The organism is Streptomyces sp. NPDC052236, assembly GCF_044548015.1.
GTDB lineage: Bacteria > Actinomycetota > Actinomycetes > Streptomycetales > Streptomycetaceae > Streptomyces.
Window position 1 is genome coordinate 641,017 of sequence record NZ_JBIUBL010000001.1, and the last position, 22,430, is coordinate 663,446.

The 22,430-nt window shown below is 69.1% G+C and carries 16 protein-coding genes, 1 tRNA gene and 1 pseudogene; 10 read left to right on the top strand and 8 right to left on the bottom strand.

Annotated features, from left to right (window positions below; genetic code table 11):
• Positions 1-150: 150 nt before the first annotated feature.
• A complete protein-coding gene (locus ACIHCQ_RS03065; protein WP_399657192.1) occupies positions 151-1,281 on the bottom strand; it encodes a LacI family DNA-binding transcriptional regulator in 1,131 nt (376 codons plus the stop codon).
• Between the two features lie 454 nt (positions 1,282-1,735).
• Here ACIHCQ_RS03065 and hisC point away from each other — a divergent pair, with 454 nt between their 5' ends.
• The 4 genes from hisC (at position 1,736) to cydD (ending at position 9,320) form a co-directional block, all read left to right on the top strand.
• Positions 1,736-2,815 carry a histidinol-phosphate transaminase gene (gene hisC, locus ACIHCQ_RS03070; protein ID WP_399657193.1) on the top strand — a complete coding sequence of 360 codons (1,080 nt, stop codon included), beginning with the start codon at positions 1,736-1,738 and terminating at the stop codon, positions 2,813-2,815.
• A gap of 252 nt (positions 2,816-3,067) precedes the next feature.
• Positions 3,068-4,609 (top strand): cytochrome ubiquinol oxidase subunit I, encoded by a 1,542-nt coding sequence (locus ACIHCQ_RS03075; RefSeq protein WP_399657195.1) that lies wholly within the window; start codon positions 3,068-3,070, stop codon positions 4,607-4,609.
• Between the two features lie 34 nt (positions 4,610-4,643).
• Positions 4,644-5,648, top strand: a complete 1,005-nt coding sequence (gene cydB, locus ACIHCQ_RS03080; protein ID WP_399657196.1) for a cytochrome d ubiquinol oxidase subunit II — start codon at positions 4,644-4,646, stop codon at positions 5,646-5,648.
• A gap of 15 nt (positions 5,649-5,663) precedes the next feature.
• Positions 5,664-9,320, top strand: a complete 3,657-nt coding sequence (gene cydD / locus ACIHCQ_RS03085; RefSeq protein WP_399657198.1) for a thiol reductant ABC exporter subunit CydD — start codon at positions 5,664-5,666, stop codon at positions 9,318-9,320.
• Here cydD and ACIHCQ_RS03090 read toward each other — a convergent pair.
• Positions 9,296-10,177, bottom strand: coding sequence for a Cof-type HAD-IIB family hydrolase (locus ACIHCQ_RS03090; protein ID WP_399657200.1), 882 nt, complete (start codon positions 10,175-10,177; stop codon positions 9,296-9,298). The genes cydD and ACIHCQ_RS03090 overlap by 25 nt on opposite strands.
• A 105-nt stretch (positions 10,178-10,282) precedes the next feature.
• Between ACIHCQ_RS03090 and ACIHCQ_RS03095 the strand changes: the two genes are divergently transcribed.
• Complete coding sequence (locus ACIHCQ_RS03095) at positions 10,283-11,182, top strand: LLM class flavin-dependent oxidoreductase (protein ID WP_399657202.1); 900 nt, start codon at positions 10,283-10,285, stop codon at positions 11,180-11,182.
• A 2-nt stretch (positions 11,183-11,184) separates the two neighbouring features.
• On the opposite strand, the gene ACIHCQ_RS03100 is transcribed toward ACIHCQ_RS03095, so the two are convergent.
• The 3 genes and pseudogenes from ACIHCQ_RS03100 to ACIHCQ_RS03110 form a co-directional block, all read right to left on the bottom strand.
• Positions 11,185-11,778 carry an RNA 2'-phosphotransferase gene (locus ACIHCQ_RS03100; protein ID WP_399657204.1) on the bottom strand — a complete coding sequence of 198 codons (594 nt, stop codon included), beginning with the start codon at positions 11,776-11,778 and terminating at the stop codon, positions 11,185-11,187.
• Positions 11,779-12,061: 283 nt separating this feature from the next.
• Positions 12,062-12,523, bottom strand: a pseudogene (locus ACIHCQ_RS03105) (MerR family transcriptional regulator); the annotation flags it as partial.
• Positions 12,520-14,361, bottom strand: a complete 1,842-nt coding sequence (locus ACIHCQ_RS03110) for an SDR family oxidoreductase (protein WP_399657207.1) — start codon at positions 14,359-14,361, stop codon at positions 12,520-12,522. The pseudogene ACIHCQ_RS03105 and the gene ACIHCQ_RS03110, both read right to left, overlap by 4 nt.
• A 277-nt stretch (positions 14,362-14,638) precedes the next feature.
• Here ACIHCQ_RS03110 and ACIHCQ_RS03115 point away from each other — a divergent pair, with 277 nt between their 5' ends.
• From ACIHCQ_RS03115 to ACIHCQ_RS03135, 5 genes are all read left to right on the top strand, one after another.
• The gene (locus tag ACIHCQ_RS03115; protein WP_399657614.1) at positions 14,639-15,694 is read left to right on the top strand and encodes an ABC transporter ATP-binding protein; all 1,056 of its coding nucleotides are present in this window, start codon (positions 14,639-14,641) and stop codon (positions 15,692-15,694) included.
• Positions 15,691-16,572, top strand: a complete 882-nt coding sequence (locus ACIHCQ_RS03120) for an ABC transporter permease (RefSeq protein ID WP_399657209.1) — start codon at positions 15,691-15,693, stop codon at positions 16,570-16,572. Before ACIHCQ_RS03115 ends, ACIHCQ_RS03120 begins: the two co-directional genes overlap by 4 nt.
• Positions 16,569-17,480: an ABC transporter ATP-binding protein gene (locus tag ACIHCQ_RS03125; protein WP_399657211.1), complete on the top strand. Its 912-nt coding sequence runs from the start codon at positions 16,569-16,571 to the stop codon at positions 17,478-17,480. The genes ACIHCQ_RS03120 and ACIHCQ_RS03125 overlap by 4 nt, the downstream gene beginning before the upstream one ends.
• Before the next feature lie 17 nt (positions 17,481-17,497).
• Positions 17,498-18,217 (top strand): ABC transporter permease subunit, encoded by a 720-nt coding sequence (locus ACIHCQ_RS03130; RefSeq protein WP_399657213.1) that lies wholly within the window; start codon positions 17,498-17,500, stop codon positions 18,215-18,217.
• Between the two features lie 304 nt (positions 18,218-18,521).
• Positions 18,522-18,608, top strand: a tRNA-Ser gene (locus ACIHCQ_RS03135).
• A 48-nt stretch (positions 18,609-18,656) separates the two neighbouring features.
• Here the strand turns inward: ACIHCQ_RS03135 and ACIHCQ_RS03140 are convergent.
• The 3 genes from ACIHCQ_RS03140 to pheA form a co-directional block, all read right to left on the bottom strand.
• Complete coding sequence (locus tag ACIHCQ_RS03140) at positions 18,657-19,481, bottom strand: HAD family hydrolase (RefSeq protein WP_399657216.1); 825 nt, start codon at positions 19,479-19,481, stop codon at positions 18,657-18,659.
• A 59-nt stretch (positions 19,482-19,540) separates the two neighbouring features.
• Complete coding sequence (gene serS, locus ACIHCQ_RS03145) at positions 19,541-20,818, bottom strand: serine--tRNA ligase (RefSeq protein WP_399657219.1); 1,278 nt, start codon at positions 20,816-20,818, stop codon at positions 19,541-19,543.
• A 660-nt stretch (positions 20,819-21,478) separates the two neighbouring features.
• A complete protein-coding gene (gene pheA / locus ACIHCQ_RS03150; protein WP_399657221.1) occupies positions 21,479-22,414 on the bottom strand; it encodes a prephenate dehydratase in 936 nt (311 codons plus the stop codon).
• Positions 22,415-22,430: the final 16 nt, after the last annotated feature.

A 22,430-nucleotide genomic window follows, 5' to 3' on the forward strand; every position in this document is an offset into this window, starting at 1 on the left:
CTCTCGGCCCAACCTGGTCGGAGTGGTCCGCGGTGTCGTGCGCCCATCATAGGAATGCGGCCCGCGCTCTGTGACGCACCAGGGGTGGTGAATCCGTCCGCACCCCTGGTTCGTCGGGTTTTTCGCCCTAATTGGGCCACTTGGGAAGGTCTACTCCGGAGAAGAGGGAGGAGAAGGCGAGGGAGATCGCGGGGCGTTCACCGTCGTCCGCGGCGGGCGGCGCTGCGAAGACGTCCGCACGATCAGCTCGGTGGGTATCACCTGCTCGACGGTCCGGTCCTCGTTGATTCCTTCGATGGCGTCGATGAGGAGCTGCACGACCGCGGTGCCGATCTGGCGCGGTTTGAGCGAGAGCGTGGTGATCGGCGGCTCGGTGGCGGCGTACACGGTCGACTCGCTGCAGCAGACGAGCAGCAGATCCTCGGGAACGCGCAGGCCGTATCGCCGGGCCGCGGCGAGAAGGTCGGTTCCGTTGGGATCGAAGAGCCCGTAGACGGCGTCGGGCCGGTCGGGGCGGGCGAGCAGCCGGTCGGCTGCGACGGCTCCGGCGCAAGGATCGTGGGCGGGGTAGGACTCGTAGACCGGGCTCTGGCCGACGCGCTCGCACCAGTTGAGATACGCGGTGGTGGACAGGCGGGTGTAGGTGTCGGTGGTGGTGCCGGTGAGCAGGCCGATACGGCGGGCGCCGGCGGCGGCGAGATGGTCGAGCAGGGCGAGTACGGCGGCCTCGTGGTCGTTGTCGACCCAGGCGGTGACGGGGAGCGTGCCCGCCGGGCGGCCGTCGGAGACGACGGGCAGCCCCTGGCGGACGAGTTCGGTGACGACAGGGTCGTGGTCGGAGGGGTCGATGACCACGGTGCCGTCGAGGGCGACGTTCGACCAGACGTCATGGCGTGAGGTGGCGGGCAGGATGACGAGTGCGTAGCCGCGGGCGAGCGCGGCGGAGGTCGCGGCTCTCGCCATTTCGGCGAAGTACGCGAACTCGGTGAAGGTGAAAGGTTCATCCCCGTACGTCGTCACCGTCAGGCCGATGAGGCCCGACTTTCCGGTACGGAGCGTGCGGGCCGCGGCGGATGGGCGGTAGCCCAGCCGGTCCGCGACCTCGCGGACATGTCGGCGGGTGGCGTCCGGGAGCCGGCCCTTGCCGTTGAGTGCGTCGGAGACAGTCGTGATCGAGACGCCGGCTGCGGCAGCCACGTCCCGGATGCCCGCCCGGCTCTGCCTGTTGCCCCGGCGGGAGGTCTCCGACCGGCTCACCTGGTGCTTTCCTGCTGCTGTCATGGCGAGCCGATAGTAGGGCTCCGGCGGGTGATTGGGCCGGTCGCATATGCACTCGTTGACAGGCACGTTTCTGCATGGTCCGTGCCGGACAACTCCATTGGAAATCGAGGAAGTTGTGGGTTTCGGCCACGACGTCCCGCGCGTTGGGCCGTATGTGCCTGCCGAATGGTTGATGTTTCGAAGAGGTCTCAACTCACCACTACGGGGGATGCGCGCCACGGAGTGAGCTACGGGCGCGCGCTGCGGGCGGCGAGCGCTCCCTCCCCTTCCAGGCGCTCACCCATACGCAGGGAAGGGGAATCCTCATAAGGTGAGCGGTATCGAGGAGCGGTGTTGAGAAGCGGTACCGGCTACGGAAACGTGACAGCGCGCGGCACAACGCGTGATACAACGCTGGATATGTCGATATGTATATCGACACGCATGGAGTACGGATGGTCGAGGAGGACCTGCGGTGAGCGAGACCAGCCCCAAACTGCGCGCCGAGCTGGACGGCATCCCCACCTACAAGCCGGGCAAGCCGGCGGCGACCGGCGGCCCGGTCGCGTACAAACTGTCGTCCAACGAGAACCCGTACCCGCCGCTGCCCGGGGTGATGGAGAGCGTGATCGCGGGGGCCCACGCCTTCAACCGCTACCCGGACATGGCCTGCACCGGCCTGATGGCCGAGCTCGCGGACCGCTTCGGGGTCCCTCTGACGCATCTGTCCACCGGCACCGGCTCGGTGGGCGTCGCCCAGTCGCTGCTGCAGGCCACCTCGGGCCCGGGAGACGAGGTCATCTACGCCTGGCGGTCCTTCGAGGCGTACCCGATCATCACGCAGATCAGCGGCGCGACGTCGGTGCAGGTACCGCTGACCGCCGGTGACGTACACGACCTGGACGCGATGGCCGAAGCGATCACCGACCGGACGCGGCTGATCTTCGTCTGCAACCCCAACAACCCGACCGGCACGGCGGTGCGCAGGGCCGAGCTGGAGCGCTTCCTGGGCCGGGTGCCCGCCGATGTGCTGGTGGTGCTGGACGAGGCGTACCGCGAATTCGTCCGCGACGCCGATGTGCCGGACGGCATCGAGATCTACCGCGACCGCCCCAACGTGTGCGTGCTGCGCACCTTCTCCAAGGCGTACGGTCTGGCCGGGCTGCGGGTGGGCTTCGCGATCGCCCATGAGCCGGTGGCCGCCGCGCTGCGCAAGACCGCGCTGCCCTTCGGTGTCTCGCAGCTGGCCCAGGACGCGGCGGTCGCCTCGCTGCGCGCCGAGGACGCACTGCTGGGCCGGGTCGGCGCGCTGGTCGCCGAGCGCGGGCGGGTGTGCGACTCCCTGCGCAAGCAGGGCTGGACGGTGCCCGATACGCAGGCGAACTTCGTCTGGCTGCGGCTGGGCGAGCGGACACTCGAATTCGCGGCGGTCTGCGAGGCGGCGGGTGTCGTGGTCAGGCCGTTCCCGGGTGAGGGGGCGCGGGTCACCATCGGGGAGTGCGAGGCCAACGACCTCTTCGTGCACACGGCCGGGACGTTCCGTAAGGATCTCTAGTCCTCTGGACCGCAGATCGGGTCGTCGGCAGGTTTGGGGATGCGCCGACGACCCGGCCCGAGGCAGCCGAAAAGCAGCCGCGCACGGGCAACGACGCAAGGAGTACCCCCGGCGCAAGGGCCGGAAGAGTGTGGGTCATAATTGCTTGTGAATGTGAACGCGTTCACAAGCCCGCCCGCTTCATCCCATGATCAGTGGGGCGAGAGGGGGCAAACCGCCGCCGTGACCACGGCGAGGTAAGGAGAAGACGACGTGGACCTGGCTCTGGCGCCGGAGACCCTGGCGCGATGGCAGTTCGGCATCACCACCGTCTACCACTTCCTTTTCGTTCCCCTGACGATCTCGCTCGCCGCCCTCACGGCCGGCCTCCAGACCGCCTGGGTACGGACGACCAACGAGAAGTACCTCAGGGCGACGAAGTTCTGGGGCAAGCTCTTCCTGATCAACATAGCCATGGGTGTCGTCACCGGCATCGTCCAGGAGTTCCAGTTCGGCATGAACTGGTCCGACTACTCGCGCTTCGTCGGTGACGTCTTCGGCGCGCCGCTCGCCTTTGAGGCGCTGATCGCGTTCTTCTTCGAGTCCACCTTCATCGGGCTGTGGATCTTCGGCTGGGACAAGCTGCCGAAGAAGATCCATCTGGCCTGCATCTGGATGGTCTCGATCGGCACCATCCTCTCCGCGTACTTCATCCTGGCCGCCAACTCCTGGATGCAGCATCCGGTCGGCTACCGGATCAACAAGGAGCGCGGCCGGGCCGAGCTCACCGACTTCTGGCAAGTGCTCACCCAGAACACCGCCCTCGCCCAGTTCTTCCACACCATCACGGCCGCCTTCCTCGTCGGCGGCGGCTTCATGGTGGGCATCGCCGCGTTCCACCTGGCGCGCAAGAAGCACATCCCGGTGATGCGCACCTCACTGCGGCTCGGGCTGATCACCGTCGTGATCGCCGGACTGCTCATCGTCGTCAGCGGTGACCGGCTGGGCAAGATCATGTACAAGCAGCAGCCCATGAAGATGGCCGCCGCCGAGGCGCTGTGGGACGGGGAGGCGCCCGCTCCGTTCTCGCTCTTCGCGTACGGAGATGTCGACGCCGGCCACAACAAGGTCGCCGTAGAGGTGCCGGGACTGCTGTCCTTCCTGGCCAACGACGACTTCCACTCGTACGTCCCCGGCATCAACGACATCAACAAGGCCGAACAGGAGAAGTACGGGCCCGGCGACTACCGTCCCAACATCGCCGTCGCCTACTGGGGTTTCCGCTGGATGATCGGCTTCGGGATGGCGTCCCTCACCATCGGGATGATCGGGCTCTGGCTCACGCGAAGGCGGTTCATGCTGTCGCCGGGGCTACGGACGGGCGAGGACGAAGTGCCGCATCTGGTGCTCTTCAAGAACAAGGCACTGCACCCCAGGTTCACGCAGTGGTACTGGGTCATCGCCCTCTGGACCATGCTGTTCCCGCTGATCGCCAACTCCTGGGGCTGGATCTTCACCGAGATGGGGCGTCAGCCCTGGGTCGTGTACGGCGTGCTGCGCACCAGCGACGCGGTCTCACCCGGTACCTCGCAGGGCGAGGTGCTCACCTCGATGCTCGTCTTCACCACGCTCTACGCGGTGCTCGCCGTGATCGAGGTCAGGCTGATGGTGAAGTACGTCAAGGCCGGGCCGCCTGAGCTCACCGAGGACGACCTCAACCCGCCCACCAGGATCGGCGGCGGCCCGGGCGGTAGCCAGGGCAACGGCCCGGACGCCGACCGTGACGCCGACCGGCCGATGGCCTTCTCGTACTGAGGCCGCTGAGAAGCTGTTGAGGAGCTGCTGAGGCATGGAACTTCACGACGTCTGGTTCGTACTCATCGCCGTCCTGTGGACCGGCTACTTCTTCCTTGAAGGTTTCGACTTCGGGGTCGGGATCCTGACCAAGCTGCTGGCCCGGAACCGCCCCGAGCGGCGGGTCCTGATCAACACCATCGGGCCGGTCTGGGACGGCAACGAAGTCTGGCTGCTGACCGCCGGCGGCGCGACCTTCGCCGCCTTCCCCGACTGGTACGCCACTCTCTTCTCCGGCTTCTACCTGCCGCTGCTGCTCATCCTGGTCTGCCTGATCGTGCGCGGAGTCGCCTTCGAGTACCGGCACAAGCGGGACGAGGAGAGATGGCAGACCAACTGGGAGCACGCGATCTTCTGGACCTCGCTGCTGCCTGCCCTGCTGTGGGGTATCGCGTTCGGCAACATCGTGCGCGGCGTGAAGATCGACGCACAGAAGGAGTACGTCGGGAACATCTTCGACCTGCTCAACCCCTACGCGCTTCTCGGCGGTCTGGTGACGCTGACTCTGTTCACCTTCCACGGCGCCGTCTTCGCCGCGCTGAAGACGCTGGGGGACATCAGGGTCCGGGCGCGTGCGCTGGCTCTGCGGCTGGGGCTGCTCACGGCCGCGCTGGCGCTCGCCTTCCTGACCTGGACCCAGGTCTCGCGCGGTGACGGCGCGAGCCTGGTCGCGATGCTCGTGGCCGTGGCGGCGCTGGTCGGCGCGGTTGGAGCGATCAAGGTGGGGCGCGAGGGCTGGTCGTTCGCGCTGTCGGGAGTGACGATCGGGGCTGTGGTCGCGATGCTGTTCCTGGCGCTCTTCCCCAATGTCATGCCGTCCTCGCTCAACGAGGAGTGGAGCCTCACGGTCACCAACGCATCGTCCAGCCCGTACACCTTGAAGATCATGACGTGGTGCGCGGGTATCTCCGCGCCGCTGGTGATGCTCTACCAGGGCTGGACGTACTGGGTGTTCCGCAAGCGGATCGGTACGCAGCACATCGCCGTCGATGCCCACTAGCGGGGGATGTTTCACGTGAAACCGATCGACCCGCGTCTGCTGCGGTACGCCCGGACCACCCGGATCTTCCTGATCGCGGTGGTGCTCCTCGGCCTGGTCGGAGCGGCGCTGGTCGTCGCCCAGGCGATGCTGATCGCCGACGTGGTGGTGGGGGGATTCCAGCAGGGGCGCTCTGCCTCCGGGCTGGGGACGCCGCTGGCGCTGCTGGCGGCGGTCGCGGTCGGTCGGGCGGTCGTCTCCTGGCTGACCGACCTCGCCGCGTACCGGGCGAGCGCGGCGGTCAAGTCGGAGCTGCGGCGGAAGCTGCTGGAGCGGGCCGCCGAGCTCGGGCCGGGGTGGATGAGCGGGCAGCGCACCGGGTCCTTGGTCGCCCTCGCCACGCGCGGCATCGACGCTCTTGACGACCACTTCTCGCGCTATCTGCCGCAGCTGGGTCTCGCGGTCGTGGTGCCGGTGGCGGTGCTGGCGAGGATCGTGACCGAGGACTGGGTCTCCGCGGCGATCATCGTGGTGACCCTGCCGCTCATTCCGCTGTTCATGGTGCTCATCGGCTGGGCCACCCAGGCGCGGATGGACCGGCAGTGGCGGCTGCTGTCCCGGCTGTCGGGTCACTTCCTGGATGTCGTCGCCGGCCTGCCGACCCTGAAAGTCTTCGGGCGGGCGAAGGCACAGGCCGAGTCGATCCGGTCCATCACCTCGGAATACCGCAAGGCGACGCTGCGGACGCTGCGGATCGCGTTCCTCTCGTCGTTCGCGCTGGAGCTGCTGGCGACGCTCTCGGTGGCGCTGGTCGCCGTCGGGATCGGCATGCGGCTGGTGCACGGGGAGCTGGATCTCTATACCGGCCTGGTGATTCTGATCCTGGCGCCCGAGGCGTATCTGCCGATCCGGCAGGTGGGGGCGCAGTACCACGCGGCGGCGGAAGGGCTCTCGGCCGCGGAGGAGATCTTCCGGGTCCTGGAGACCGAGCCGCGTGCGGGCGGTACGGGGGAGGTGCCGGCCACGTTCCGGCTGGAGCTCGACGGGGTGACAGTCCGCCACCCGGGGCGCGTCGCCGCGTCGTTGGACGCGGCATCGCTGGTGGTGGAGCAGGGCGAGACGGTCGCACTGGTCGGGCCGAGCGGGGTCGGAAAGTCGACGCTGCTGGATGTGGTGCTGGGGTTCGTGGAACCGGCCGAGGGACGGGTACGGGTCGGCGGCGCGGAGTCGGCGAGCGGTACGGATACGGCTGGCGATACGGCCCCGGTGAGCGGTACGGACCTCGCGGCGCTCGACCTGGACCGGTGGCGGGAGCGGATCGCCTGGGTGCCGCAGCGGCCGTATCTCTTCGCGGGGACGATCGCGGAGAACGTACGGCTGGCGCGGCCGGACGCCGATGACGCGGCGGTGCGTGCGGCGCTGAGGGAGGCGGGCGCGTACGACTTCGTGGCCGGGCTCCCGCAGGGTGCGGACACCCCGCTCGGCGAGGACGGCGCGGGACTTTCGGCCGGGCAGCGGCAACGGCTGGCGCTGGCCCGGGCGTTCCTCGCGGACCGGCCGGTGCTGCTGCTGGACGAGCCGACGGCGGCGCTGGACGGCGAGACGGAGGCGGGCATCGTCGACGCGGTGCGGCGGCTGGCGGAGGGGCGGACGGTGCTGCTGGTCGTCCACCGGCCCGCGCTGCTCGCGGTGGCGGACCGGGTGGTGCGGCTCGCGCCGGGTGCGGTGCCGGAGGGCGCTGGGCTGCTCAGCGCCTCCGGGGCGGCGCGCTCCGGTCCGGTGCCGCGCGGCGCGGTGGATGGCGCGGTGGATGGTGCGATGGACGACGTGCTGGACGGCGTGGTGGACGACGCGGCTCTGCGCGCCGTCGCGGACCCGGCACCGAGCGCGGTGCGCTCCGTGCCGGCGCGGGTGCGGGAAGGCGCTCAGCAGGAGCGCGGACGGCTCGGGCTCGCGCTGCTGCTCGGTGCTCTCGCCATGGGGTCAGCCGTGGGGCTCATGGCCGTTTCCGGATGGCTGATTTCACGCGCGTCCGAGCAGCCGCCGGTCCTCTATCTGATGATGGCCGTGACGGCGACCCGCGCCTTCGGCATCGGCCGGGCCGTCTTCCGGTACGCCGAGCGGCTTGTGTCGCACGACGCCGTGCTGCGGATGCTCGCCGAGACGCGGGTCGCGGTCTACCGGCGGCTGGAGCGGATCGCGCCCGCCGGGCTGCGGCAGCGGCGGCGCGGGGATCTGCTGTCGCGGCTCGTAGCCGATGTGGACGCCCTTCAGGACTACTGGCTGCGCTGGCTGCTGCCTGCGGGGGTGGCCCTTTTCGTCGGTGCGGGATCCGTCGGCTTCACGGCGTGGCTGCTGCCCGAGGCAGGGGCGGTGCTCGCCGCCGGGCTGCTCCTTGGCGGCGTAGCCGTCCCGCTGATCAGCGGTTCCTTGGGGCGGCGGGCCGAGCTTCAACTCGCTCCCGCGCGGGGTGTGCTGGCCACACGCGTTGTCGACCTGCTCGGCGGGATCGCCGAACTCACCGTCGCTGGAGCCCTCAAGGGGCGGCTCGAAAGGGCGCGGGAGGCCGACCGGCAGCTGACCCGTATCGCCTCCCGGGGTGCCGCCGCCACCGCGCTCGGCGGCGGGCTCTCCGCGCTGGTCTGCGGACTGACCGTCGTCTGCGCCGCGTTCGCCGGTGTGCAGGCGGTGCGCGACGGGCGGCTGGACGGGGTGTCACTGGCGGTCGTCGTACTCACTCCGCTGGCCGCCTTCGAGGCGGTCATGGGGCTTCCCGTAGCCGTGCAGTACCGGCAGCGGGTCAAGCGGAGCGCGGAGCGGGTGTACGAGGTGCTGGACGCGCCCGTTCCCGTACGGGAGCCGGAGCGGCCGGCCACCCCGCCGGAGACCGTGTTCCCGCTCGAAGTCCGGGGGCTCGGCGCGCGGTACGCCGGACAGGAGCGGAACGCGCTCGACGGCTTCGGTCTGACGCTCACCGCCGGGCAGCGCGTCGCCGTCGTTGGGACCTCCGGCTCGGGGAAGAGCACCCTCGCGCAGGTGCTGCTCCGCTTCCTGGATGCCGGGGAGGGGACGTACACGATCGGCGGCGTGGACGCGGCCACGCTCGACGGGGACGAGGTCCGGCGGCTCGTCGGGCTGTGCGCGCAGGACGCCCACATCTTCGACAGTTCCGTACGGGAGAACCTCAGGCTCGCGCGTACGCGGGCGACCGAGGACGAACTCCGGCAGGCGCTTGAGCGGGCCCGCCTGCTGGAGTGGGTCGATGCGCTGCCGAACGGTCTCGACACCCTGGTCGGCGAGCACGGCGCCCAGCTCTCCGGCGGGCAGCGGCAGCGACTGGCGCTGGCACGCGCGCTCCTCGCCGACTTTCCCGTACTCGTGCTGGACGAGCCCGCCGAACACCTCGACCTGGCGACGGCCGACGCGCTGACGGCGGATCTGCTGGCGGCGACCGAAGGCCGGACCACGCTGCTGATCACGCACCGGCTGCAAGGGCTCGACGCCGTGGACGAGATCGTCGTCCTGGAGGCCGGGCGGACGGTGCAACGGGGAACGTACGGCGAACTGGCCACCACGGAGGGCCCGCTGCGCCGGATGCTGGAGCGCGAGCGGGCAGCGGACCTGCTCTCCACTCGGCTTTTCACTCAGCTGCCCACTCCGCCGTCGACTCAGCTGTTGCCGTCCGGCGCCTGAGCCTGCTCCCCGGCCAGGATCTGTTCGATGATGACCGCGACGCCGTCCTCGTTGTTGGCGACGGTCCGGCCGGAGGCGGCGGCGATCACATCCGGATGGGCGTTGCCCATCGCGTACGACGTGCCTGCCCAGGTCAGCATTTCCACATCGTTGGGCATGTCCCCGAAGGCGACGACCTCGTCGGCGGAGATTCCGCGCTGGGCGCAGCAGAGCGCCAGCGTGCTTGCCTTGCTCACGCCCAAGCCGCTTATCTCAAGCAGCGCGGTCGGGCTGGAGCGGGTGAAGTTCGCGAGGTGGCCGACGGCCGTACGCGCCACGGTGAGGAAGGCGTCGGGCGTCAGCTCGGGGTGGTGGGCGAGCAGCTTGATCACGGGCGGGCCCGGAGCCGAGCCCTCTTCGTGGAGCAGCTTCTCGGCGGCTGCGACGGTCGATCCCTCGTCGAGCTGGAACGGCGGGTAGTCCGGCTCGTGGTGGAAAGCGTTGGTCAGCTCGACCGCGAACGAGGTGCCGGGGGCCGCGTCGCGCAGGGCCCGTACGACAGCGAGGGCGGTGTCCCGGTCCAGTGGGCGTACCTCGAGCAGTTTCCCGCCGGCGCGCAGATCCACGACCGCCGCGCCGTTGGCGCAGATCGCGAGCCCATGGCCCTGGACATGATCGCTGACGACGCCCATCCAGCGGGCCGGGCGGCCGGTGACGAAGAAGACCTCGATCCCTGCCTCCTCGGCGGCGGCGAGGGCGGCGACGGTGCGGTCCGAGATGGACTTGTCGTCGCGAAGCAGGGTGCCGTCGAGATCGGTTGCGATCAGCCGGGGGGTGAGTGGCTGGGGCAGGGGGAGAGGATCAATAGCTGAGGTCATCGATCCATTGTCCCGTACGATGCCGCTCGGTGGTGCACGGATGTGCGGCATGGTGCACATGTGAGCGCTTGCGGGATTCGCTGCGGGGCACCGTACGCTCGGGGCATGCGTTTGAGCACTGTGATTCTGCCTGTCCGCCGCTGGCACGAAGGTGGCCGCGACGAGTGGCTGCGAGCCGAGCAGCTCGGTTTCCACACCGCGTACACCTATGACCATCTGTCGTGGCGGACCTTCCGCGACGACCCCTGGTACGGAGCGGTCCCGGCCCTTACCGCCGCGGCGTCCGCCACCGAGCGGCTGCGTCTGGGCACGCTGGTGACCTCGCCGAACTTCCGGCATCCGGTGACCCTGGCCAAGGACCTGATCTCGCTGGACGACATATCCGGCGGGCGGATCACGCTCGGCATCGGCGCGGGCGGCATGGGCTTCGACGCGACCGCGCTCGGTCAGGAGGCCTGGACGCCGCGCGAGCGGGCCGACCGGCTGGGGGAGTTCCTGCCGCTCCTCGACCGGCTGCTGACTGAGGAATCGGTGACGTACGAGGGGGCCTACTACTCGGCGGTGGAGGCCCGCAACATCCCGGGCTGTGTACAGCGGCCCCGCCTGCCGTTCGCGGTGGCCGCCACCGGGCCGCGCGGCTTCAAGCTCGCCGCGCAGTACGGGCAGGCGTGGGTGACCACGGGCGACCCGAAGATCTTCGAGACCGGTACGCCCGAGCAGTCCGTCGAGGCGATGCGGGGGCAGCTCGACAAGCTGGGCAAGGCGTGCGCGGACATCGCCCGGGACACGGCCGAACTGGACAAGATCCTGCTCACCGGCTTCACGCCGCAGCCCGGCCGCCCGCTGGAGTCCCTCGACGCCTTTGTGGACTTCGCGGGTACCCACTTCGAGCTCGGCTTCACCGAGATCGTCATCCACGCCCCCATCCCGGACTCGGAGTTCGCGGCGGACCAGGCGGTCTTCGAGCGGATCGCGGTGGAGGGCATCGCACAGCTGAGCGGCTGAAGCTAGTCGCCTGGGAAGCGCAGAAACTCCGGCGGTACGGTGTCGGTGAGCCAGACGCCGTTGACGCTGACGTAGAAGCGATGTCCTGCTTGATGCATCGTCCCGGCGTGTACGGAGATGACCACGGGCCGCCCTCGGCGGGCGCCGACGCGGGTGGCGGTCTCCCGGTCGGGCGAGAGATGGACATGGTGGCGGTTCATGGCACGCAGGCCCTCGGCGCGTATCGCGTCCAGGTGGCGGGCGACGGTGCCGTGGTAGAGATACGCGGGCGGCTCGGCCGAGGGCAGGCCGAGGTCGATCGTGACGCTGTGGCCCTGGTTGGCGCGGATGCGCCCGTCTCCGATGGTGAAGCGCCGCTTGTCGTTGACGGCGACGACATGGTCGAGCTCGGCGCGGGTGATCCGGAAACCGTGCTCGGCCGCCGCCCGCAGCAGCTCGTCCACGGCCACCCAGCCGTTCTCGTCGAGGGTGATGCCGATCCGGTCCGGCTGGTGGCGCAGATGTTTTGAGAGGTACTTCGACACCTTCACTGTGCGCCGCTGATCAGGTTCAGGTTCATGGTCATGCTCATGGGATACGTCCAGTCTCGCGTTCATCTCGTCAGCCTGGCCTCCCGCGCGCTGCCGGCGCCACTGAAAAAAGTTCACTCCACAGGTTTGATCCACAGCCAACTGTAGTTATCCACAGATAATTTGGCGCTTCTGTGGACAACTCCGGGGTGACTTACGGCCCTTGGGCGGTATGCCGGGTGCCTTTATGGGCAGGGACAAGCGCGTCCAGGGTCCTGGCCTGTATCTCTCGTTCGGTCGCGGCCGCGATGAAGGCCGCCGCGTTCTCCCGGCCAACCAGGGTGTGTACCGCGCGGATTGTCTCCAGCGGCAGCGTCACCGACCGGTACGCACGGTCCTCCTCCGGCTTTCCGCCGGACTTCCCCGCCGGCTCCGCGCGGGAGATCCGGGTCGCCGCCCGCTCGTCCGGCCACGGACCTTGTGCCTCGGCGACCAGACCGAGCACTTTGCCGAGCCCCCGCCCTGCGTCCCACGCCTCCAGCAGTTCCTTTATCGAGGCCAGGGTGTAGCCCCGGTCGAGCAGCTCGGCTATCTGCCGCAGCCGGGTGAGATGGGCGGAGCCGTACACATTGGCCCGCCCGCGCCGCTCCGGCTTCGGCAGCAGCCCGCGGTCCTGATAGGCGCGGATCGTACGCACCGTGGCACCGCTGCGGCGCGCCAGATCCTCGATCCGGTACTCGGCGACGGCTGCCCCTACCGGGCCTACCGCGCCTACCGCGCCGACTGCGGCGACCGACTGCCCGGACGGGCCCGCTCCCCCGATGGTGCTCATAGCGGCGGCTCCACCCGGGCGATCGCCCGCGCCGTCCTGGGCGTAAAGCGGGACATGAAGAGGAAGGCACGAGCCTCGGGCGTCACCGGCACGACCGCGCGGTTCTTGACGATGGCGCGCAGGATCGCGTCGGCGACCTTCTCCGGCGGGTAGTCGCGCAGCCTGTACAGCCGGGCCGTCTTCTTCTGGCGCCGCTTCTCCTCGTCCGCGTCGACGCCGGCGAAGCGCGCCGTGGCGGCGATGTTCGTGTGGACGAAGCCGGGGCAGACGGCGGAGACGCCGATCCCCTGTCCGGCCAGCTCGGCCCGCAGGCACGTGCTCAGCATCAGCACCGCTGCCTTGGCGGTGCTGTACGCGGGCAGGGCCTTGGAGGGCTGATAGGCGGCGGCGGACGCGAGGTTGACGATATGGCCGCCCTGGCCGCGCCCGGCCATCTGCCTGCCGAAGAGCCGGCAGCCGTGGATAACACCCCACAGATTGACGTCGAGGACCTTCCTCCAGTCCTCGGCGGTTGTCTGGAGGAAGGGGCCCGAAAGGCCGATGCCGGCGTTGTTGACGAGGACGTCCACGACGCCGTACTCGGTGGCGACCTTCTCGGCGAGCTTCTCCATCGCCTGCTCGTCACTGACGTCGACCGTCTCGGCCCAGGCCTCGGGGGAGCCGATCAGCCGCGCCTTCTCGGCGGTCCTTGCCGCGCCCTCCGCGTCCCGGTCCACCGCCACGACGCGCGCGCCCGCCGCGGCGAACGCGAGGGCGGTGGCGCGCCCTATGCCGCTGGCGGCGCCCGTCACCAGGACAAGCTGCCCGCCGAACCGCTCGGCGTACGTGCTCTTCGCCTCCTTCGCCCCCTTCTCCTTCTTCGACCTCTTCTGCCTTTTCTCCCTCTCCGCCGTGCTCTGCGGGTCGGCTGTCACCGCCGCCCCGGACACCGCCGCCCCGTCGTTCGCCCGTACGAACTCGCCGATCCAGGCCGAGAGCTGATCGGGCCGGGTGCGCGGCACCCAGTGTCTGGCGGGCAGCGTGCGCCGCGTCAGCCGGGGGACCCACGCGCCCAGTTCGTCGTAGAGCCGCTCGGAGAGGAAGACGTCACCGGTCGGCGTGATCAGCTGAACCGGTGCGTGTGCGTACGCGTCGGAGCGCGGACGGCCCAGCCTGGCGCGGATGTTGTCGCGGTAGAGCCAGGCGCCGTGCGCCGCGTCCAGCGGCAGCGAAGGGGTCGGATATCCGTCGGCGGGCAGCTTCTCCATCCGCCGGAGGAGCCCGGGCCACTGCCTGCCCAGCGGCCCGCGCCACGCGAGCTCCGGCAGCACCGGCGTATGCAGCAGGTACACATACCAGGACTTGGCACCCTGGCCGAGCAACTGGCCGACCGCGCGGGGTGTCGGCCGGTTGATCCGCTTCTTGATCCAGTGCCCCAGGTGGTCCAGAGACGGGCCGGACATCGAGGTGAAGGAGGCGATGCGGCCCTCCGTGCGTCTGACGGTCACGAACTCCCAGGCCTGCACCGAGCCCCAGTCGTGTCCGACCAGATGCACCGGCCGGTCCGGGCTGACCGCGTCCGCGACCGCCAGGAAGTCGTCCGTCAGCTTCTCCAGCGTGAAGCCGCCGCGCAGCGGAGCCGGCACGGTCGAGCGGCCGTGGCCCCGGACGTCGTACACCACCACATGCAGGCCGTAGCCGTCGGCCAGGCGCTCGGCGACCCGCGACCACACCTCCTTGGAGTCCGGATAGCCGTGCACCAGCAGCACGGTCGGCTGCGAAGGGTCGCCCAACTCGGCGACACACAGCTCGATTCCGCCCGTACGGACCCAGCGCTCACGCGCTTCCTTGAGACTCACGCCGCCACCCCCTGAGCGGTACGCGTCGAGAACGCACCCATAAGTTGACACTGACGAATGTGACAATGAGTGGCGGGTGCGTCAAGGACCGTGCGGCAGCCTGTGGAAAACTCCGGGTCTGTGTAAAACCCACGGCGGCTCGCGCGTCAAAGGTCTCGACGGTTGTCCGACTTTCGTCGCCGCCCCCTACGGGTCCCTACCTCTCGAGTTGGATGCCGATCCAGCCGCCAGGTCTGACGTCCGCTGTGTCGCGCGCCACTACCTTCGAACTGTGACTGTGATCGCGACCGAAAGCCTGAGCAAGCGGTTCCCGAGGGTGACCGCTCTTGACCGGCTCTCGTTGGACATCGGACCCGGTGTGACCGGCCTGGTGGGCGCCAACGGAGCCGGCAAGTCCACGTTGATCAAGATTCTGCTGGGTCTGTCCCCCGCCACGGAAGGCCGGGCCGCGGTGCTCGGACTCGACGTCGCCACAAGCGGCGGCGCCATCCGTGAGCAAGTGGGGTACATGCCCGAGCACGACTGCCTGCCGCCCGACGTCTCGGCCACCGAGTTCGTCGTCCATATGGCGCGCATGTCCGGGCTGCCGCCCACCGCGGCCCGCGAGCGCACCGCCGACACCCTGCGCCATGTCGGTCTGTACGAGGAGCGGTACCGTCCCATCGGCGGCTACTCGACGGGCATGAAGCAGCGCGTCAAACTCGCGCAGGCCCTTGTCCATGACCCCAAGCTGGTCCTCCTCGACGAGCCGACCAACGGCCTCGACCCCGTCGGCCGCGACGAGATGCTCGGTCTGATCCGCCGGATCCACACCGACTTCGGCATCTCCGTCCTGGTGACCTCGCATCTCCTCGGCGAGCTCGAACGCACCTGTGACCATGTCGTCGTCATCGACGGCGGTTCGCTGCTGCGCTCCAGCTCCACCAGCGACTTCACCCAGATGACCGCGACCCTCGCGGTCGAGGTCACCGACACGGAGACGCATCCCGACGGCACCGCGGCGCTCCGTGAGGCGCTCACCGCCGCCGGAATCGTCCTCCATGCGGCCCCTGAAGGCGTGGCGGACGGCCTGCCGGGCGCGGGCCACATCCTGCTTCTCGAAGCGGCGGGCGAAGAGACGTACGACGTCGTGCGCGACACCGTCGCCGGGCTCGGCCTCGGTCTCGTACGGATGGAACAGCGACGCCACCACATAGCGGAGGTCTTCCGCTCCGACGCGCAGAACGCCCAAGCAGAGAACCCGCAGAACCAGCCCGGCCCGCAGAACCCGCAGAACCCGCAGAACCCGCAGAACCCGCAGAACTCGCAGAAGGAGGAGGTGCGGGTTCGATGAGCACCGAAACCACCCGGATCCACAACATCGGGTACCGGAACTACGACGGGCCGCGCCTCGGCCGTGCGTACGCCCGGCGCTCTCTCTTCTCGCAGTCTCTCCGTGGCGCGTACGGACTCGGCCGCTCGGCCAAGTCCAAGGTGCTGCCGATGATCCTCTTCGCGGTGATGTGCCTGCCCGCGGCCATCATCGTCGCGGTGGCCGTCTCCACGGAGCTCAAGAAGCTCCCCCTCGACTACACGAGCTACGCCATCGTCACGCAGGCGATCATCGGGCTCTACCTGGCATCCCAGGCCCCGCAGTCCGTCTCCCGCGATCTGCGCTTCAAGACCGTGCCGCTGTACTTCTCGCGTCCGATCGAGCGCATCGACTATGTACTCGCCAAGTACGGGGCCATGGCCTCGGCCCTCTTCGTGCTCACCGCGGCGCCGCTCGTCGTCCTCTACGTCGGTTCGCTGCTCGCCAAGATGGACTTCGTGGACCAGACGAAGGGTTTCGCGCAGGGCATGGTTTCCGTGGCGCTGCTGTCCGTCCTTTTCGGCGGCCTCGGCCTGGTGATGGCCGCGCTCACGCCGCGGCGCGGCTTCGGTGTCGCCGCCGTGATCGCGACTCTCACCATCACGTACGGAGCCGTCTCCACCGTCCAGGCCATCGCCTGGGAGACCGGCTCACCCGAGGTGATCAAGTGGCTCGGCCTCTTCTCGCCGGTCACGCTCATCGACGGCGTACAGACCGCCTTCCTCGGCGCCACCTCAGCCTTCCCGGGCGAGGCGGGACCGGAAGCCGGCGTCGGCGTGGTCTATCTGCTCGTCGTCCTCGCACTCGTCGCCGGCTCCTACGCCGTCCTGATGCGCCGCTACCGAAAGGTCGGGCTGTGACCACCATCAACATCGAGCACACCTCGCGGTGGTTCGGAAATGTCGTGGCCGTCAACGACGTGACCATGACGATCGGCCCAGGTGTCACCGGCCTGCTCGGCCCCAATGGCGCGGGCAAGTCCACCATCATCAACATGATGGGTGGTTTCCTCGCCCCCTCGACGGGAACCGTCACGCTCGACGGTCAGGCGATCTGGCGCAATGAGTCCGTCTACCGGCAGATCGGCGTCGTACCGGAGCGGGAAGCGATGTACGACTTCCTCACCGGCCGCGAATTCGTCATCGCCAACGCCGAGTTGCACGGCCTGGGCAAGCAGGAGGCCCAGCGCGCCCTGGCCACCGTCGAGATGGAGTACGCGCAGGACCGCAAGATCGCGACGTACAGCAAGGGCATGCGGCAGCGCGTGAAGATGGCGTCGGCGCTCGTCCACGAGCCCTCCGTGCTGCTCCTGGACGAGCCTTTCAATGGCATGGACCCGCGCCAGCGCATGCAGCTGATGGATCTGCTGCGGCGGATGGGCGCGGAGGGCCGCACCGTGCTGTTCTCCTCCCACATCCTGGAGGAGGTCGAGCAGCTCGCCTCCCACATCGAGGTCATCGTGGCCGGGCGGCATGCCGCATCCGGCGACTTCCGCAAGATCCGCCGGCTGATGACCGACCGGCCGCACCGCTACCTCGTACGGTCCAGCGACGACAGGGCGCTCGCCGCGGCCCTGATCGCCGACCCGTCGACGGCGGGCATCGAGGTCGACGTGACCGAGGGCGCGCTGCGTATCCAGGCCGTGGACTTCGGCCGGTTCACGGAGCTGCTGCCGCGGGTCGCCCGTGAGCAGTCGATCCGGCTGCTCACGGTCTCGCCCTCGGACGAGTCCCTTGAGTCGGTCTTCTCGTACCTCGTAGCGGCCTGAAAGGAGCTGTGACGTCCATGTACAACCCCACAGTCGCCCGGCTCACCTATCGGGCCGTGCTCGGCAAGCGCCGGGCAGCGATTCTGTTCGTACTGCCCGCACTGCTGCTGCTCATCGCGGCGGCGGTACGGAGCTTCAACGGCGTGGACGACCAGGTCGCCGCCGATCTCCTGGGCGGGTTCGCCATCGCCACGATGGTGCCGCTGATCGGCGTGATCGCCGGCACCGGCGCGATCGGTCCCGAGATCGACGACGGCTCGATCGTCTATCTGCTGTCCAAGCCGGTGAAGCGGTCGACGATCATCTTCACCAAACTGATCGTCGCCATCGCCATCACCATGGCCTTCTCGGCGATACCCACCTTCATCGCCGGGCTCATCCTGAACGGCAACGGCCAGCAGGTCGCGATCGCGTACACGGTGGCGGCGCTGGTCGCCTCGATCGCGTACAGCGCGCTGTTCCTGCTGCTGGGGACGGTGAGCCGGCACGCGGTCGTCATCGGACTGATCTACGCGCTGGTCTGGGAGACGCTGTTCGGCAGCCTGGTGGCGGGGGCGCGCACGCTCAGTGTCCAGCAGTGGTCGCTGTCGCTGGCGGAGAGGATCGGCGGTGAGGGCCTGATCGGCTCGGACGTGGATCTGCCGCTGGGGGTCGGGCTGCTGGTGGTGGTCACAGTGGTGGCGACCTGGTACGCGGGCCAGAAGCTGCGGGTGCTGAAGCTCGCCGGCGAGGAGTGACACGGTTGGCCCTCGCCCGGTGTGGGCGGGGGCTGTCGCGCTGCCGACGGTCGGATGGAAAATCAGTGGCAACGATCCGCTGACCAGGGCACAGTAATGGAGCCGGAGCACGCAAGCGCGACCGGCGCCACCCACCGGGAGAGGAGCGCGGCGATGACCGAGAGTACGAGTGCGAGTCCGTCGAGCTCCCGACAGGGCAGCACTGGGCAGGCAGCGGAGTAGCCATCAACCACTCCGCGGGCCGCCCAGGAACTGCCCGGGGGCGGCCGCTTCGAGCGCGCATCTGCGCGGGCCGCCCCCTCCCGGAGGATTGGCCGAGTGGTAAGGCAGCGGCTTGCTAAGCCGTCGTCGGGGTCTGGACCCCGCGCGCGTTCGATCCGCGCATCCTCCGCGTGGTACGTAGTAGTACCTACGACCGGCGCCACGTACGACCAGGTGGCTACCGGTCGCCGAGCAGACGCTCCAGTACCACCGCGATGCCGTCGTCCCCGTTCGACACTGTGATCTCGTCGGCCACAGCCTTCAGCCCATCATGCGCGTTGGCCATCGCCACGCCGTGCGAAGCCCACCCGAACATCGGGATGTCGTTCGGCATGTCGCCGAACGCGATCGTGTCCGCGGCCCGCAGTCCCAGCCGCCGCGCCGCCAGCGAGAGGCCCGTCGCCTTGCTCAGGCCCAGCGGCAGGATTTCTACCACGCCCGGACCCGCCATCACCACGGCCACCAGGTTGCCGACCGTCGCAAGGGCCACCTCCGCCAGCGCGTCGTCGCCGAGCTCCGGGTGCTGGATGTCGACCTTGTTGATCGGCGCGGACCACAGCTCGGCCGGGTCCTCGAACGTCACCACCTGCAGACCGTCGTGCACCCGGTAGTCGGCGCCGGCCAGTACTTCGCCGTCCAGCCCGTCCCGGCTCACGGCCAGGGCCAGCGGGCCGACCTCCGCCTCGATCTTGGCGATCGCCAGCCCGGCCAGCTGTCTGTCCAGCGTCACGGAGGTCAGCAGCCGGTGCTCACCGGCGTGGTAGACCTGCGCGCCCTGGCCGCAGACCGCCAGCCCCTCGTATCCCAGGTCGTCCAGTATGTGCCGGGTCCATGGCACGGTGCGCCCGGTGACGACGATGTGCGCGGCGCCCGCCGCGGTGGCCGCGGCGAGAGCGTCGCGCGTGCGCTGCGAGACCGTGCCGTCGTCACGCAGCAGCGTGCCGTCGAGATCAGTAGCGACAAGCTTGTACGGGAAGTACGGGAAAGACGCAGCGGAGGTCACAGGGGAGGATGGCACAGAGCAGGCAGGCACAGGGGAGGCAGGCACAGAGGAGTCAGGGCTCACTTGGCCAGGGGCTCCAGGATTTCTCGTCCTCCCAGGTATGGACGCAGCATCTCGGGCACCCGCACCGAACCGTCCGCCAGCTGGTGGTTCTCCAGGATCGCCACGATCGTGCGCGGTACGGCGCAGAGCGTGCCGTTCAGCGTCGACAGCGGCTGCACCTTCTTGCCGTCGCGCATACGCACCGACAGACGGCGTGCCTGGAAGCTGTCGCAGTTGGACGCGGAGGTCAGCTCGCGGTACTTGCCCTGAGTCGGGATCCACGCTTCGCAGTCGTACTTCCGCGAGGCCGACGCGCCCAGATCGCCGGTGGCCACATCGATCACCTGGAACGGCAGCTCCAGGGCGGTCAGCCACTGCTTCTCCCAGTCCAGAAGCCGCTTGTGCTCGGCCTCCGCGTCCTCGGGGGCGACGTACGAGAACATCTCGACCTTGTCGAACTGGTGCACCCGGAAGATCCCCCGGGTGTCCTTGCCGTACGTACCGGCTTCGCGGCGGAAGCACGGCGAGAAGCCCGCGTACCGCAGCGGCAGCTTGTCCGCGTCGATGATCTCGTCCATGTGGTACGCGGCGAGCGCGACCTCGGAGGTGCCGACCAGGTAGTAGTCGTCCTTCTCCAGGTGGTACACGTTCTCGGCGGCCTGGCCGAGGAAGCCGGTGCCCTCCATGGCGCGCGTCCGGACCAGCGCGGGGGTCAGCATCGGGATGAAGCCGGCCTCGGTGGCCTGCGCGATCGCCGCGTTGACCAGCGCGAGCTCCAGCAGCGCGCCGATGCCCGTCAGGTAGTAGAAGCGCGAGCCCGACACCTTGGCGCCGCGCTCCACGTCGATGGCGCCGAGCGCCTCGCCGAGCTCCAGGTGATCCTTGGGGGTGAAGCCCTCGGCCCCGAAGTCGCGGATCGTGCCGTGCGTCTCCAGGACGACGAAGTCTTCCTCGCCGCCGACCGGGACGTCCTCATGAACGACGTTCCCGAGCTGGAGCAGCAGCCGCTTGGTCTCTTCATCGGCTTCGTTCTGCGCGGCGTCGGCCGCCTTGACGTCGGCCTTCAGCTGCTCGGCCCTCTTCAGCAGCTCGGCCCGCTCCTCCGGAGAGGCCTTGGGGACGAGCTTGCCCAGAGCCTTCTGCTCGGAGCGCAGCTCGTCGAAGCGGAGGCCGGACGACCTGCGTCGCTCATCGGCGAGGAGCAGGGCGTCGACGAGGTCGACGTCCTCTCCACGGGCGCGCTGGGAGGCGCGAACACGGTCGGGGTCCTCACGGAGCAGACGAAGGTCAATCACCCCACCAGGCTACCGGTGCGCACTCGCGCCGCCCCACCCGATATCCGCGCGCGTGGCGTTCTGCCCGTATCGCGCAGTATCGCGCGCATTGAGCCTGAGTATCGATAAACAGGGCCCTATTCGCCGAAATGGGGCAGGTGGTGTGGGTGCGCATTGACCCATTCTCCTTCCGAACCAAGGGACTTGGCCTCCGTTGTCCACAGGCTTCGCTCTGTTCGGAAAGTTATCCACAGGCTGTGTGGAAAATCTGTGGACTACGCGGAAGATCGTTCCTAAATCCCCATGCGAGTCGGAGGATTCCTCCCTTAAACCCGCCCCACACGCCCGATCGGGTGGGAATTGCTCCCTCTGGAGAGTTGGTGAATGGAATCCAGGTGACATTGTGATGGCGGAGGGAGGGTGTGCGGATCTGTCACGAGCCGGTCGCCTGTGGATGGAAGTGGGGCGAGTGGGCCGATTTGTCGACCATGTCGCTCCAGCTTGTCGACTTGTCCCCAGGTCGAGAAGAAGCCCTGTGGATAAGTTCTGTGGATAACGACAATCTGCAGGTAGGACGACCGCGGATCCGCAGGCAGCCGCAGGCAGCCGCAGGTCAGGACGACGGCTCACTCCCGTTGCCACCCTGTTGTCCTGGACGGTCAGGCGAGGGTCAGCCGACGGTCAGGCCCGGCCGTCCTCGCAGCGCGCCAGCCAGTCCGAAGCCGCTGTGAACTCCGCGTCCGACGTTCCCGCGCGCAGCGGCCGTACGTCCTCCGGGGCCACACCCGCCCGCGGATACGAACCCAGGAACCGCACCTTCGGGCAGATCCGCTTCAGCCCCATCAGCGCCTCGCCCACCCGCCGGTCCGAGATATGCCCCTCGGCATCCACCGAGAAGCAGTAGTTCCCGATCCCCGCCCCCGTCGGCCGCGACTGGATCAGCATCAGGTTGACCCCGCGCACCGCGAACTCCTGGAGGAGCTCCAGCAGCGCGCCGGGGTGGTCCTCGCCCATCCAGATGACCACCGAGGTCTTGTCCGCGCCGGTCGGCGAGGAGGGCCTGGCCGGCCGCCCCACCAGCACGAAGCGCGTCTCCGCGTTCTCCGCGTCGTGGATCTCGGTGACCAGCGGTTCGAGCCCGTACGTGACCGCCGCGAACTCGCCGGCGAAGGCCGCGTCGTACCGCCCCTCCTGCACCAGCCGGGCGCCGTCCGCGTTCGACGCGGCCGACTCCCACAGCGCGTCCGGGAGATTCGCCCGCAGCCAGTTGCGCACCTGGGGCTGGGCGACCGGATGGCCGGTCACCGTCTTCACGTCGGAGAGCTTGGTGCCCGGCCGTACCAGCAGCGCGAAGGCGATGGGCAGCAGCACCTCGCGGTAGATCATCAGCGGCCGCCCGGACGCCAGCTCGTCGAGGGTCGCGGTGACGCCGCCCTCCACGGAGTTCTCGATCGGTACGAGGGCAGCCGCGGCATCCCCGTTCCGTACGGCGTCGAGCGCCGCGGGCACGGACACCATCGGGACGAGCTCCCGGGTGGCGGCTTCCGGAAGCGTACGCAGGGCTGCTTCGGTGAAGGTGCCCTCGGGGCCGAGGTAGGTGTAGCGCATGGCGGACATACCGTCACCCTAGTAG

Excerpts from the sequence above, each read along its gene's own strand:
- ACIHCQ_RS03095 (WP_399657202.1), top strand. The coding sequence starts at position 10,283 with ATGCGTTTGAGCACTGTGATTCTGCCTGTCCGCCGCTGGCACGAAGGT.
- ACIHCQ_RS03120 (WP_399657209.1), top strand. The coding sequence starts at position 15,691 with ATGAGCACCGAAACCACCCGGATCCACAACATCGGGTACCGGAACTAC.
- ACIHCQ_RS03065 (WP_399657192.1), bottom strand. The coding sequence starts at position 1,281 with ATGACAGCAGCAGGAAAGCACCAGGTGAGCCGGTCGGAGACCTCCCGC.
- ACIHCQ_RS03100 (WP_399657204.1), bottom strand. The coding sequence starts at position 11,778 with ATGAACGCGAGACTGGACGTATCCCATGAGCATGACCATGAACCTGAA.
- cydB (WP_399657196.1), top strand. The coding sequence starts at position 4,644 with ATGGAACTTCACGACGTCTGGTTCGTACTCATCGCCGTCCTGTGGACC.
- ACIHCQ_RS03130 (WP_399657213.1), top strand. The coding sequence starts at position 17,498 with ATGTACAACCCCACAGTCGCCCGGCTCACCTATCGGGCCGTGCTCGGC.
- pheA (WP_399657221.1), bottom strand. The coding sequence starts at position 22,414 with ATGTCCGCCATGCGCTACACCTACCTCGGCCCCGAGGGCACCTTCACC.
- ACIHCQ_RS03090 (WP_399657200.1), bottom strand. The coding sequence starts at position 10,177 with ATGACCTCAGCTATTGATCCTCTCCCCCTGCCCCAGCCACTCACCCCC.